Genomic DNA, 11,744 nt, shown 5'->3' with positions numbered 1-11,744 from the left:
CGCCGAAAACGCGCGTTCCGTACGTGTATATTTTGTCGTAACGTATTGATTTTTCAGGTTTCCAGCCGAAAGGTTGGATGTGAACAATCTTCCCTAACGAGTAGTGCAAACGCGTATGATTACGATCAAGAAAGGTCTGGATATCCCAATTAAGGGAGCTCCCCAGCAAAAAATCGAAGACGGTAAAGCCGTGAAAACGGTAGCTACCCTGGGTGAAGAGTATGTGGGTATGCGCCCGACCATGCACGTCAAAGTTGATGACCGTGTGAAGAAGGGTCAAGTGATTTTTGAAGATAAGAAAAATCCTGGCGTCAAATACACTGCTCCTGCCTCTGGTGTGGTAAAAGATATTCCACGTGGTGCTAAGCGTGTTTTACAAGCTGTTGTCATCGAACTCGATGGCGATGAGCAAGTAACATTCGACAGCTTCAACAGCGATGAACTCGCTGGCTTAGGTCGCGAAAAAGTCCAACAACAACTTATCGACTCAGGCCAATGGGTTGCTCTTCGCACCCGTCCTTTCAGTAAATCTCCAAAACCCGATGCAGAAGCCGCGGCTATCTTCGTCAGTGTTATGGACACTAACCCACTTGCTGGCGACCCAGTATTGGTTATAAACGAACAGAAGCAAGCGTTCATCGATGGCCTTAAAGTGTTGCAAAACTTGACCCAAGGGAAAGTTTTCGTGGGTAAAGCCGCAGATGCTGAAATTGACACTGGCGATGCTGATGTTCAAGTAGAAAGCTTTGCTGGGCCGCATCCAGCAGGTCTGGTTGGCACTCATATTCATTTCTTGTCGCCGGTTAGCATGAAAAAGCATGTCTGGCATATCGGTTACCAAGACGTTATTGCTTACGGCAAGCTATTTACCAGCGGTGAGATTTTTACCGACCGCGTTGTTGCACTTGCCGGAACCGGGGTTAAACAGCCTCGTTTATTGCGCACTCGTATGGGAGCAAACCTCAACGACTTAACCGCAGGTGAGCTGGTTGATGGGTCGTTCCGAATGATCTCCGGTTCAGTGCTTAATGGCACGAGGGTTGACGAGGCTCATGCATGGTTAGGACGGTTCCATAACCAAATTAGCGTGATTCCTGAAGGCGACCAGAAAGAATTCTTGGGCTGGATTCGTCCAGGTAGCGACCAACACTCGATTACGCGTGCGTTTGCTGGCCACTTTAGCCCGAAAAAGCTATTCAACATGAATACTTCAACTAATGGTTCTGCTCGTGCCATGGTGCCAATTGGCAACTACGAACGAGTGATGCCGTTAGACATCCTACCAACCATGTTATTACGTGACATTTTGTCAGGTGACACCGATAGTGCTCAGCAATTAGGGTGCTTGGAATTGGATGAGGAAGATTTGGCGCTGTGCACCTACGTGTGCCCAGGTAAGTATGAGTACGGTTCCGTGTTGCGCGACTGTCTCACTAAGATTGAGAAAGAAGGCTAACCATGAGCTTGAAAAATTACCTCGAGCGTATAGAGCCGAACTTTGAAAAGGGCGGCAAATACGAAAAGTGGTATGCGCTGTATGAAGCGGTTGCCACTATTTTATACACCCCGGGCATCACCACGAAAGCAAAAACGCACGTACGTGATCACGTCGACTTAAAGCGCATCATGATCCTTGTTTGGATGATGACCTTCCCAGCAATGTTCTGGGGCATGTACAACGTCGGTAATCAAGCGGCGATGGCATTGTCGAACGGTTATGCGTTGTCTGATGCGTGGCAAGTTGGACTGTTCCATTTGTTTGGCGGTGATTTGGCAGCGGCGGATGCAGGCTGGGGTACCAAAATGTGGTACGGCGCCTGTTTCTACCTGCCGATTTACGCGGTCACCTTTATTGTCGGTGGTTTCTGGGAAGTGCTTTTCGCCTCGGTGCGGAAACACGAAGTGAACGAAGGTTTCTTCGTAACGTCCGTACTGTTCTCTTTGATCATGCCACCGACTGCGCCGTTATGGCAGGTCGCCCTCGGTATTACTTTCGGTGTGGTTATCGGTAAAGAGGTATTCGGTGGTACGGGCCGCAACTTCTTGAACCCAGCACTTACCGGTCGAGCATTCTTATACTTTGCCTACCCAACAAATATGTCGGGTGACTCGGTATGGACCGCAGTTGATGGTTTCTCTGGCGCAACCAATTTGAGTGTTGCAGCAATGGGTAACCTTGATTATGGCAATACTGAACTTTGGTGGAACGCGTTCTTGGGTAACATCCAAGGTTCTATCGGTGAAGTATCAACCTTGATGATCCTCATTGGTGGCTTCGCACTGATTTATTTCCGCATTGCATCGTGGCGCATCGTTGCTGGTGTATTCGCGGGTATGGTGTTGTTCTCTGGTCTGTTGAACTTTATCGGTAGCGATACCAACCCAATGTTCGCAATGCCTTGGTACTGGCACTTAGTATTGGGTGGCTTTGCTTTCGGTATGATGTTCATGGCAACGGACCCCGTTTCTGCTGCATTTACCAATAAAGGCAAGTTTGCATACGGCTTGCTGATTGGTTTTATGACCGTGATGATTCGCGTGATCAACCCAGCATTCCCTGAGGGCATCATGTTGGCGATTCTATTCTCCAACGTCTTTGCGCCACTCTTCGACTATTTCGTAGTTCAGGCAAACATCAAACGGAGGTTGGCACGCAATGTCTAAGAAAAACGAAAGCCTCGGCAAAACGATTGGCGTTGTCATTGCGTTATGTTTGGTGTGCTCGATTATTGTATCGGGCGCAGCCATCGGCCTGCGTCCAATGCAGGAGCGTAATGCGGCGTTAGATATGCAACGTAATATTTTGGATGCAGCGGGCTTGTTGCAGGCCGATACCAATGTTACTGAGCTTTACAACCAACGCGTTGAAGAAAAAGTCGTGAGTCTGCAAGACTACAGCGTGATTCCTCAAGACCAAGTGCCAAGTGGTTTTGAAAGCGCGCGGAAAGCGGCTAACGACGCTGCTTTAAGTCACAACGTGCCGAAGAGCGAAGATATCGCCGGCTTAGGTACACAAGAGAACCTGACGACGATTTATTTCATTAAAGATGAACAAGGTCAGACGCAATCAGTGGTTCTACACATCCGTGGTCAAGGTCTTTGGGGCACCATTTATGGTTTAATCGCCTTGAAAGACGATTACAACACGGTTCGTGGTGTAAACTTCTATGAGCACTCTGAAACGCCTGGTTTGGGTGGCGAAATTCAAAACCCTAACTGGGTTCAGACTTGGCAGGGTAAAGAGATTTATGGCGACGATAACGACAAAGTATTGTTCCAGTTAGTCAAAGGTGGTGCCTCAGGTGAACATCAAGTCGATGCGCTTTCAGGTGCAACCTTAACCAGTAATGGTGTCACTAACCTGATCCAGTTCTGGATGGGACCGCATGGCTACGGTCCTTTGCTGGACAAGCTTCGTCAAGGAGAGTTAATCAATGGCTAGCGCAAAAGAAATGAAGTCCGTCCTGTTTGGACCGATTTTAGCGAATAACCCCATTGCTTTGCAGATATTGGGTATCTGTTCGGCATTGGCGGTCACGTCGAAACTTGATAAAACCCTTGCGATGTGCCTTGCCTTGACGGCAGTAACGGCGTTTTCGAACTTATTTATTTCGATTATTCGAAATCATATTCCATCAAGCGTTCGAATCATCGTGCAAATGACGATTATTGCTAGCTTGGTAATTGTGGTTGACCAAATTTTACGTGCCTACGCTTATGATATTGCGAAAGAGCTGTCGGTATTCGTGGGTCTGATTATTACCAACTGTATCGTTATGGGACGTGCTGAAGCTTATGCCATGAAAAGCCCACCAGTGATGTCGTTTCTAGATGGCATCGGTAATGGTTTAGGCTACTCGTTGGTACTGTTAGTGGTAGGCTTCATCCGTGAATTGTTCGGCTCAGGTAGCCTATTTGGTATGCAAGTCTTACCATTGGCGTCTGACGGAGGCTGGTATCAGCCGGTTGGTTTGTTGCTAATGCCACCCAGTGCATTCTTCATTATCGGCGGATTTATTTGGGTACTGCGTACCTTCCGCACTGAACAAGTCGAGCCGAAGGAGTAAACGAGATGGAACAGTATATTAATCTTTTTGTCCGTGCCGTTTTCATTGAGAACTTGGCATTGTCGTTCTTTCTCGGCATGTGTACCTTTTTGGCGGTCTCTAAGAAAGTTAAAACGGCATTTGGCCTGGGTGTTGCGGTAACGGTCGTATTGGGAATTTCGGTGCCGGTAAATAATTTGGTTTACCACAATATTTTGGCGCCTGGCGCACTCGATTGGGCTGGCTTTCCAAATGCTGATCTGAGCTTCCTGCGATTCTTAACCTTCATCGGTGTTATTGCGGCGATTGTTCAAATCTTGGAGATGGCATTAGATAAATATGTACCAGCGCTGTATAACGCGTTGGGTATCTTCTTACCGTTGATCACTGTGAACTGTGCCATTTTTGGTGGCGTATCATTCATGGTTGAGCGTGATTACAACTTCGGTCAATCAGTCGTTTACGGCATCGGCAGTGGTGTCGGCTGGGCGCTCGCTATTGTTGCTTTGGCGGCAGTGCGCGAAAAGCTGAAGTATGCAGACGTTCCTGATGGCCTGCGAGGTCTCGGCGTTACGTTTATGACGGTAGGACTTATCGGGTTGGGCTTTATGTCGTTTTCAGGCGTATCGCTATAACATAGAGTGCAATCGGTTCAGGTAAAGGTACGATTTCATGATTGAAGGTATTATTCTCAGTGTGGCGATGTTTACCATCATCGTACTGGCTTTAGTCGCAATTATTATGGTTGCGAAATCTAAGCTGGTACCGAGCGGTGACGTCGAAATTCTGATCAACAACGACGAAGACAAGAAAATTACGACGCAGCCTGGTACTAAATTGCTAGGCGCGTTGGCTAATGCCGGTATTTTCGTGTCGTCAGCTTGTGGTGGCGGCGGCTCTTGTGGGCAATGTCGAGTGGTCATTAAAGAGGGCGGCGGTGATATCCTGCCAACCGAACTTGACCACATCACTAAACGCGAAGCCCGAGAAGGTTGCCGCTTGTCTTGCCAAGTAAATATTAAGCAAGACATGAAAATTGAATTGCCAGAAGAAGTCTTTGGTATTCGTAAGTGGGACTGTACGGTTAAGTCTAACGACAACGTCGCAACATTCATCAAAGAGTTTGTGGTGCAGTTGCCAGAAGGCGAAGAAGTACCGTTCCGCGCCGGTGGTTATATTCAGATCGAAGCTCCACCGCACCACATCAAGTACAAAGATTTTGATATTCCTAAAGAGTATCATGCGGACTGGGAGCGCTTTGGTTTCTTTGACATTGAGTCGAAAGTTAACGAAGAGACCATTCGTGCGTACTCAATGGCGAACTATCCGGAAGAAAAAGGCATTATTATGCTGAACGTCCGGATTGCTACGCCGCCACCGAACAACTTAAGCCTGCCTGCGGGTAAGATGTCTTCATACATCTGGAGCTTGAAAGAAGGTGACAAGGTCACCATTTCAGGACCGTTTGGTGAATTCTTCGCCAAAGAAACTGATGCAGAAATGGTCTTCATAGGCGGTGGTGCAGGTATGGCACCCATGCGTTCACACATTTTCGATCAGTTACGTCGTATTCATACCGACCGTAAGATCACCTTCTGGTATGGTGCGCGTTCATTGAAAGAAATGTTCTACACCGAAGACTTTGACATGCTGCAAGAAGAAAACGATAACTTCGAATGGCACGTCGCACTGTCTGATCCGCAACCCGAAGATAACTGGGAAGGTGATACTGGCTTCATCCATAACGTGCTTTACGAGCGTTATCTGAAAGACCATGATGCCCCAGAGGATTGCGAGTTCTACATGTGTGGTCCACCAGTGATGAATGCGGCCGTTATCAACATGCTGAAAGATTTAGGTGTTGAAGACGAAAACATCATGCTGGATGACTTTGGTGGTTAATTGCTAATGAAGCACATGAAAGTGGTTTATTTGCGCTGGCTAGTCCTGTTTGGGCTAGCCTTTTTAGTATCCTGTAGTCAGCAACCTGAACCGATTCAGTTGCAGGGTAAAACGATGGGGACTACCTATCACATTACCTTTTATCACAACGATCCTTCGGTACAGGCGAAAGATGTGCAGCAAGCGGTTGATGCTGTGCTGGAACGCGTTAATGCGCAAATGTCGACCTACGACCCGAATTCAGAACTGTCTAAGTTTAACCAATCTCGCTCGACTGAGCCGAAAGTGGTTTCTCGGGCGCTGGAGCACGTGGTCAACCGTGCGTTAGAAATTGCCGATGAAACCGATGGTGCTTTGGATATCACCATGGGGCCATTGGTTAATTTGTGGGGCTTTGGTCCGCAAGCGCGGCCAGAAGATGTTCCCACTGAATCTGAGCTTGCCGCCATTCGACCCATCGTTGGCTACCAAAAGCTCACGCTCAAAAATCATCAGTTGGCGAAGTCCAATCCGGACGTCTACGTTGATTTATCGAGTATTGCCAAAGGTTACGGTGTAGACCGTGTTGGCGTGCTGTTAGAGCAAATGGGCATTCAGCACTATCTGGTTGAGATTGGCGGTGAAATTCGCACGCGCGGACACAAGCCGGGTGATCAACCGTGGCGTATTGCCATTGAAAAGCCAGCGAGTATTGAACGAGCAGTCCAAAAGATTGTCCAATTAGAAAATGCCTCACTAGCGACTTCGGGTGATTATCGCAATTACTATGAAGAAAATGGTCGACGTTACTCACATATTATCGACCCCGCTACGGAAGCGCCGATACAGCATCGTTTAGTCTCGGTTTCCGTGCTTGCAGAAGACTGCATGTCGGCAGATGGCTATGCGACAGCGATGATGGTTTTGGGTACGGAAAAAGCCAAGCAATTCGCCGAACAGCACGAGCTAGCCATTTTCCTTATCAGCAAAACTGAAGACGGGTTTGAGACGTACGCTAGTGAAGCGTTCAAGCCGTATTTGTAAAAGCAACAGGAGGGGTTATGCAAACCTTTTTGCTCGTATTTGTTCTATTCCTGATTGCTGTTGTAGCAATGGCAGTGGGCTATATCCTGCAACGCCGCACCATCTCTGGTAGCTGCGGAGGTATTGGCGCACTGGGCATGGAAAAAGCCTGCGATTGCGATGAACCTTGCGAGAAGCGCAAGACCCGCATGGAAAAAGAAGCTGAGTGGAAACAACAGCAGATTCATTGACCTGCAGTGCCCATACGTTATAAATTTATGGCATAACGATATAGCCAATATCGAAGCGAGGACGTATGGGCGCATCTTCTTCTCCGCATCCAATGGCGGAGCCACTGAAAAATCCGGAAAGCTATTTAGATTGTAACGCCACCACGCCAGTGTTGGCGCCAATCGCCGACGCTGTGTCGCGTACCATGCGCGAGCTATTTGGTAACCCGAGTAGTAGTCACATCACCGGTCTAAAAGCCCGTTACATTCTTGAAGATACGCGAAACTTAGCGCGCCAAGTGATTGCTGCCGACAGCGGTAAACTGCTGTTCAATAGTGGCGCAACGGAAGGTATTCAAACCGCCGTGCTTTCGGCGTTGATTCACGCTAAGCAGCAACCGATGCCAGAAGCCCCCGTCTTGCTTTACGGTGCAACTGAGCATAAGGCTGTGCCGCAGGCCTTAGAGCATTGGAATAAGTTACTCGATATTAACGCAGAGTTGGTAGCGATTCCGGTTAACCGACAAGGTCTATTGGACCTTTCGTGGTTAGCGCAGCACCTGCCGCGAGCCTTAATGGTCTGCACGATGGCAGTGAACAACGAAACCGGTGTGTACCAAGATCTTACCGCACTGGAGCAACTGATACGGCAACACCGTGCAGATGTTCCTTGGTTAGTAGACTGTGTGCAGGCGTTAGGCAAAATGCCGTTGCAGATGTCCGAAACGAGCATTGATTATGCTACATTTAGTGGTCATAAACTGTATGGTCCTAAGGGTGTTGGTTTTCTTTACGTGCGCGACCAAGCGCCGTACACGCCGTTAATGATCGGCGGTGGACAAGAGGCGGGCGACCGTTCTGGGACAGAGAATTTGCCGGGCATTTCCGCTTTGCGTGCATTGTTTAAGCTGATGCTGGATCCGCAGCAAACGCTATTGGCCACGCACCAACGTTTGGAAGATTACCGGCAGCGCTTACTGAACGCACTGCAGCAGGCTTTCCCGAATTTAGTGGTCAATCATCCGTTGAACGGTTCAGTGCCAACGACACTGAATTTTTCCGTGGCAGGGCTCTCTTCCACGGACATTATGAATACCCTAGATGCATGCCAAGTAAGGGTTAGCTCTGGCTCTGCGTGTAGCTCCGGAGTGAGTCGCAGTTTTGTGCTAGACGCAATGGGGCTAGAAAACTGGCGTAGCGAATCAGCGATTCGGCTGTCGTTTGGGCCGGCCATGACCGACGCCGAATTAGCACTGGCGTGTCAGCGAATTGAGACCGCTGGCAATGCCCTGCGCGAATCCTGTTTAGTGGTTGCCGATACCCATGCCGATAGCGAACAGCCGTTAAACGGCGTGGTACAACTGCGCCAAGGGAACCAGTGTTGTTATTTGGTGATTGACCAACAGGCACAAGAGATGGTGGTCATCGACCCCCATCCAGCACTTGCGCAACGTATTGAAAATCTGGTTAAGTGTCGCGGCTATAGCGTCAACGCGGTGCTCTCTACCGCAGCCTCCGAAACGCCGTCAGCCACCACTTGGTTAAACCCATTGTTAACCGCACAATCGGCAACAGATGCGTTGGGATGGCCAGAATCCGCAGCGGCGCAGTGTGACCAAGCACCACTCTCGGCACCGCAAGCGCTACCTGGTTGTATTAAAGTCGGGCAACGACGGTTGTGGGGTTATGGCACGCAGCAGCGTGGGTATGTGCTGAGTGAACCGGTCACTGAGCAACCGTTGGCGGCGGACTTTTTGTTTCCCGGTAAAGTTACCGAAGCGCCTTGGCTTGCCCCTGTATTGGCACAACAACCCTTAGTGTGCCCTGCTGAAGATGGTCAATGGCAAATAGTGTTAACAGCGTGCGAATGGACGCAAGGTTGTGAACCTGCTACTCAGCCTAAACTGATTCCAGTGACGCATAACGAAGCTTGGCTAAATGACGAAAGCATTTGTGTATTAGATGTACGTGATAGCCAAGAGGCACTGTTAAATCCAATTCAAGCAGCCGCGGAGGTGATTAACGTGCCGCTAAACAGCTTGCCACAGTTTATCTACCAAAATCGCGCCAACAAAGCGCAGCACTATGTGTGTTTATGCCGATCAGGAAAGCGCAGTGAGCAAGTGAGCCAAGTATTGCAACGGCATGGCTTCAGCCAAGTTGAACACCTACAAGGTGGTGTCGCTCTGCTGGGCGCAGTAGAGCAATCTAACGCCAAGTCAGCTTAGCCAAATAACCGTCTTTACCAACCATCCAGCAGTTGCGCTTGGCGTGACACTGGATGGTCCAAATATTATCATCGGCTAACGTATGCCATTGTTGGGTTTTACGGTTATAGGCGGCGGCACCCTGTGGATTGGATGTTAGTAACCATTCAGTCGCATCATGTTCAGCGACCGCTAGACTGTATAAGCCACCCGCCATTGGCGGCTCTGGTAAGGCGGTGAAGTCGCCTGATTGGTACTCCCAGAGCCGCGCGCCTTGGCTTTTTTCTACCGATAAGTGGCCACCGGCAATCAGAAAGTGCTGTTCGGAGTAGGGCCAAACACTGGTGATACCCGCCGCTGGACCTGCCTGCATAGGCGTCTCGATTGTTTGGTAACGAATACCAAAGGCACTTTTTACCAGTACCCGTGCAACGTCAGCATTACCCGTACCAATAATCCACGTGTCGTTGGCGTAGCGGAGGCAACTGCCGCTAGAGGCAAAGCCTCCCTCATTGGCTTGCGGGGGCTCGGCGACCGCGCTTTTTACGGCCAGCCAATTTTTACCGTCGGCACTGCGAACCATACTCCAATGGTCATCGATACTATCCCCATAAATCCATGCTTCACCACTGGGTGACATTGCTAAACAATTAAGGAATGTGTGATTTTCGGCACGGTAAAGCATGCGCCAACTATCGCCGCCATCGCGCGTGTAATAGACCCGCGATTGGCCCTCATTACCAATACTCAAGGCGTAAGCTTGGCGATCATCAATGCCTTCAATGTCACGAAATTGCAATTGGTCTGAGGCTGGTTGCGAGTAATTCCAGGTTTCGCCGCCGTCGATTGTTCTGGCAATGGTGCCATTCGCGCCGCTGACCCAAAGTGTGGTTGGGCTGACAATGCTCAAACCAATCCATTGTTGCTTTTTAATACTCTCAACCCGTTCTGCGTTGGGCATTTGCAGGGCATAGCTTGCGCAGCTGAACAGCAGTGCAAGAACCATCAAACAACGTGACATGTGAAGCCTTTTAACATGATTGTATTTCGCATTTGCGCCAGTGTAGCACGATTTTTTTCAGACTGTTCAATGCTATACTCGAGCAATCATGTGGTTAGCGAATTAGGACATTATGGCTAAATCATCGGCAGTTTTATCACATTGGCAGGATATTTTGCTGTTGGACCAGCAGTTGAGTGAGGAAGAGCGGCTTATCCGAGATTCTGCCGCACAGTTTTGTCGGCAGCATCTTGCACCGACCGTGCAACAAGCGAATGAACAAGGTCAGTTTAATCCCGAACTGATGCAACGCATGGGGGAAGCTGGATTGCTAGGTGCAACCATTGATGGTTATGGCTGCCCAGCGGTGGGTTATGTCGCCTATGGCTTAATAGCACGAGAGGTCGAGCGAATCGATAGTGGCTATCGCTCGGCGATGAGTGTGCAGTCATCATTGGTGATGCATCCGATTCGTCAGTACGCCACAGAACGCTTACGTGAACGCTGGTTACCAAAGCTAGCCAGTGGCGAAGCGATAGGCTGTTTTGGCCTCACCGAACCAGAAGCTGGATCCGATCCGAGTAGCATGCGCACGACTGCGGTTAAAGATGGCGATGGCTACCGTCTTAACGGCGAAAAAATGTGGATCACCAACTCGCCGCACGCAGATGTGCTGATTGTGTGGGCAAAAGTCATAAGTGAGCTTGCCGGTGAAGCGCCAACAATCAGCGGTTTTGTGGTTGAGCGAGAACAGGTTAAAGGATTATCGACACCGGAATTGCAGCATAAATTAAGTTTGCGCGCCTCAACCACCGGCGCCATTGTGCTGCAGGATGTTTGGGTGGCGGCTGAGAATAGGCTCAATATTGACGGCTTGAAAGGGCCTTTTAGCTGCCTTAATTTGGCTCGCTATGGTATTTCATGGGGAGCAATGGGGGCCGCAGAAAGCTGTTGGCAAACGGCTCGCGATTACGCCTTGGAGCGTAAGCAATTTGGCAAGCCTTTGGCACAAACGCAATTGGTACAGAAAAAATTGGTCGATATGCAAACCGAAATTGCCTTGGGCTTACAAGGTAGCTTGCGAGTAGGGCGTTTGCTTGAGCAACAACAAGCCGACCCAACCCTAGTGTCAATGATGAAACGCAATAACTGTGGTAAGGCATTAGAGATCGCTCGCAACGCACGAGATATCCTTGGCGGGAATGGTATTTCCGCAGAATACGGTGTGATGCACCATGTAATGAATTTGGAAACGGTGAATACCTACGAAGGTACGCACGATATTCATGCGTTAATTATGGGCCGGGCATTAACGGGGTTACAGGCGTTTTTCTAAAACCTGTAACCGTTGACAGCG

The 11,744-nt window shown here is 49.3% G+C and carries 11 protein-coding genes; 10 read left to right on the top strand and 1 reads right to left on the bottom strand.

Translation table 11 applies throughout. The features are described 5' to 3' along the window. Nucleotides 1-115: 115 nt before the first annotated feature. From CWI84_RS08930 to CWI84_RS08890, 9 genes are all read left to right on the top strand, one after another. On the top strand, nucleotides 116-1,456 hold the full coding sequence (locus tag CWI84_RS08930) for a Na(+)-translocating NADH-quinone reductase subunit A (protein ID WP_126842256.1): 1,341 nt from the start codon (nucleotides 116-118) through the stop codon (nucleotides 1,454-1,456). A gap of 2 nt (nucleotides 1,457-1,458) precedes the next feature. Then, the gene (locus CWI84_RS08925) at nucleotides 1,459-2,664 is read left to right on the top strand and encodes an NADH:ubiquinone reductase (Na(+)-transporting) subunit B (protein WP_126842255.1); all 1,206 of its coding nucleotides are present in this window, start codon (nucleotides 1,459-1,461) and stop codon (nucleotides 2,662-2,664) included. After that, nucleotides 2,657-3,442 carry a Na(+)-translocating NADH-quinone reductase subunit C gene (locus CWI84_RS08920; RefSeq protein WP_126842254.1) on the top strand — a complete coding sequence of 262 codons (786 nt, stop codon included), beginning with the start codon at nucleotides 2,657-2,659 and terminating at the stop codon, nucleotides 3,440-3,442. The genes CWI84_RS08925 and CWI84_RS08920 overlap by 8 nt, the downstream gene beginning before the upstream one ends. Beyond that, the gene (locus tag CWI84_RS08915) at nucleotides 3,435-4,067 is read left to right on the top strand and encodes an NADH:ubiquinone reductase (Na(+)-transporting) subunit D (RefSeq protein ID WP_126842253.1); all 633 of its coding nucleotides are present in this window, start codon (nucleotides 3,435-3,437) and stop codon (nucleotides 4,065-4,067) included. The genes CWI84_RS08920 and CWI84_RS08915 overlap by 8 nt, the downstream gene beginning before the upstream one ends. A 5-nt stretch (nucleotides 4,068-4,072) precedes the next feature. Continuing rightward, nucleotides 4,073-4,681, top strand: a complete 609-nt coding sequence (gene nqrE, locus CWI84_RS08910; RefSeq protein WP_126842252.1) for an NADH:ubiquinone reductase (Na(+)-transporting) subunit E — start codon at nucleotides 4,073-4,075, stop codon at nucleotides 4,679-4,681. A 37-nt stretch (nucleotides 4,682-4,718) separates the two neighbouring features. Beyond that, complete coding sequence (nqrF, locus tag CWI84_RS08905) at nucleotides 4,719-5,948, top strand: NADH:ubiquinone reductase (Na(+)-transporting) subunit F (protein ID WP_126842251.1); 1,230 nt, start codon at nucleotides 4,719-4,721, stop codon at nucleotides 5,946-5,948. A gap of 6 nt (nucleotides 5,949-5,954) precedes the next feature. Further along, nucleotides 5,955-6,971, top strand: coding sequence for an FAD:protein FMN transferase (locus CWI84_RS08900; RefSeq protein WP_338034263.1), 1,017 nt, complete (start codon nucleotides 5,955-5,957; stop codon nucleotides 6,969-6,971). Nucleotides 6,972-6,988: 17 nt separating this feature from the next. Continuing rightward, nucleotides 6,989-7,201, top strand: coding sequence for a (Na+)-NQR maturation NqrM (gene nqrM, locus CWI84_RS08895; protein WP_126842249.1), 213 nt, complete (start codon nucleotides 6,989-6,991; stop codon nucleotides 7,199-7,201). 65 nt (nucleotides 7,202-7,266) lie between these two features. Continuing rightward, complete coding sequence (locus tag CWI84_RS08890) at nucleotides 7,267-9,408, top strand: aminotransferase class V-fold PLP-dependent enzyme (protein WP_241968764.1); 2,142 nt, start codon at nucleotides 7,267-7,269, stop codon at nucleotides 9,406-9,408. Here CWI84_RS08890 and CWI84_RS08885 read toward each other — a convergent pair. Continuing rightward, a complete protein-coding gene (locus CWI84_RS08885) occupies nucleotides 9,389-10,408 on the bottom strand; it encodes a WD40/YVTN/BNR-like repeat-containing protein (RefSeq protein ID WP_126842248.1) in 1,020 nt (339 codons plus the stop codon). The genes CWI84_RS08890 and CWI84_RS08885 overlap by 20 nt on opposite strands. Nucleotides 10,409-10,520: 112 nt before the next feature. Between CWI84_RS08885 and CWI84_RS08880 the strand changes: the two genes are divergently transcribed. Beyond that, nucleotides 10,521-11,723 carry an acyl-CoA dehydrogenase gene (locus CWI84_RS08880; RefSeq protein ID WP_126842247.1) on the top strand — a complete coding sequence of 401 codons (1,203 nt, stop codon included), beginning with the start codon at nucleotides 10,521-10,523 and terminating at the stop codon, nucleotides 11,721-11,723. Nucleotides 11,724-11,744 lie beyond the last annotated feature (21 nt).

This window comes from Idiomarina tyrosinivorans, assembly GCF_003987475.1.
Taxonomy (GTDB): domain Bacteria; phylum Pseudomonadota; class Gammaproteobacteria; order Enterobacterales; family Alteromonadaceae; genus Idiomarina; species Idiomarina tyrosinivorans.
Note: the sequence above shows the minus strand (reverse complement) of the source record. Positions and strands in the feature narration are given on the sequence as shown.

What these genes read in the sequence shown, in the direction of transcription:
- CWI84_RS08920 (WP_126842254.1), top strand. Translation starts at nt 2,657, where the DNA reads ATGTCTAAGAAAAACGAAAGCCTCGGCAAAACGATTGGCGTTGTCATT.
- CWI84_RS08915 (WP_126842253.1), top strand. Translation starts at nt 3,435, where the DNA reads ATGGCTAGCGCAAAAGAAATGAAGTCCGTCCTGTTTGGACCGATTTTA.
- nqrF (WP_126842251.1), top strand. Translation starts at nt 4,719, where the DNA reads ATGATTGAAGGTATTATTCTCAGTGTGGCGATGTTTACCATCATCGTA.
- nqrM (WP_126842249.1), top strand. Translation starts at nt 6,989, where the DNA reads ATGCAAACCTTTTTGCTCGTATTTGTTCTATTCCTGATTGCTGTTGTA.
- nqrE (WP_126842252.1), top strand. Translation starts at nt 4,073, where the DNA reads ATGGAACAGTATATTAATCTTTTTGTCCGTGCCGTTTTCATTGAGAAC.
- CWI84_RS08925 (WP_126842255.1), top strand. Translation starts at nt 1,459, where the DNA reads ATGAGCTTGAAAAATTACCTCGAGCGTATAGAGCCGAACTTTGAAAAG.
- CWI84_RS08880 (WP_126842247.1), top strand. Translation starts at nt 10,521, where the DNA reads ATGGCTAAATCATCGGCAGTTTTATCACATTGGCAGGATATTTTGCTG.
- CWI84_RS08900 (WP_338034263.1), top strand. Translation starts at nt 5,955, where the DNA reads ATGAAGCACATGAAAGTGGTTTATTTGCGCTGGCTAGTCCTGTTTGGG.
- CWI84_RS08890 (WP_241968764.1), top strand. Translation starts at nt 7,267, where the DNA reads ATGGGCGCATCTTCTTCTCCGCATCCAATGGCGGAGCCACTGAAAAAT.
- CWI84_RS08930 (WP_126842256.1), top strand. Translation starts at nt 116, where the DNA reads ATGATTACGATCAAGAAAGGTCTGGATATCCCAATTAAGGGAGCTCCC.
- CWI84_RS08885 (WP_126842248.1), bottom strand. Translation starts at nt 10,408, where the DNA reads ATGTCACGTTGTTTGATGGTTCTTGCACTGCTGTTCAGCTGCGCAAGC.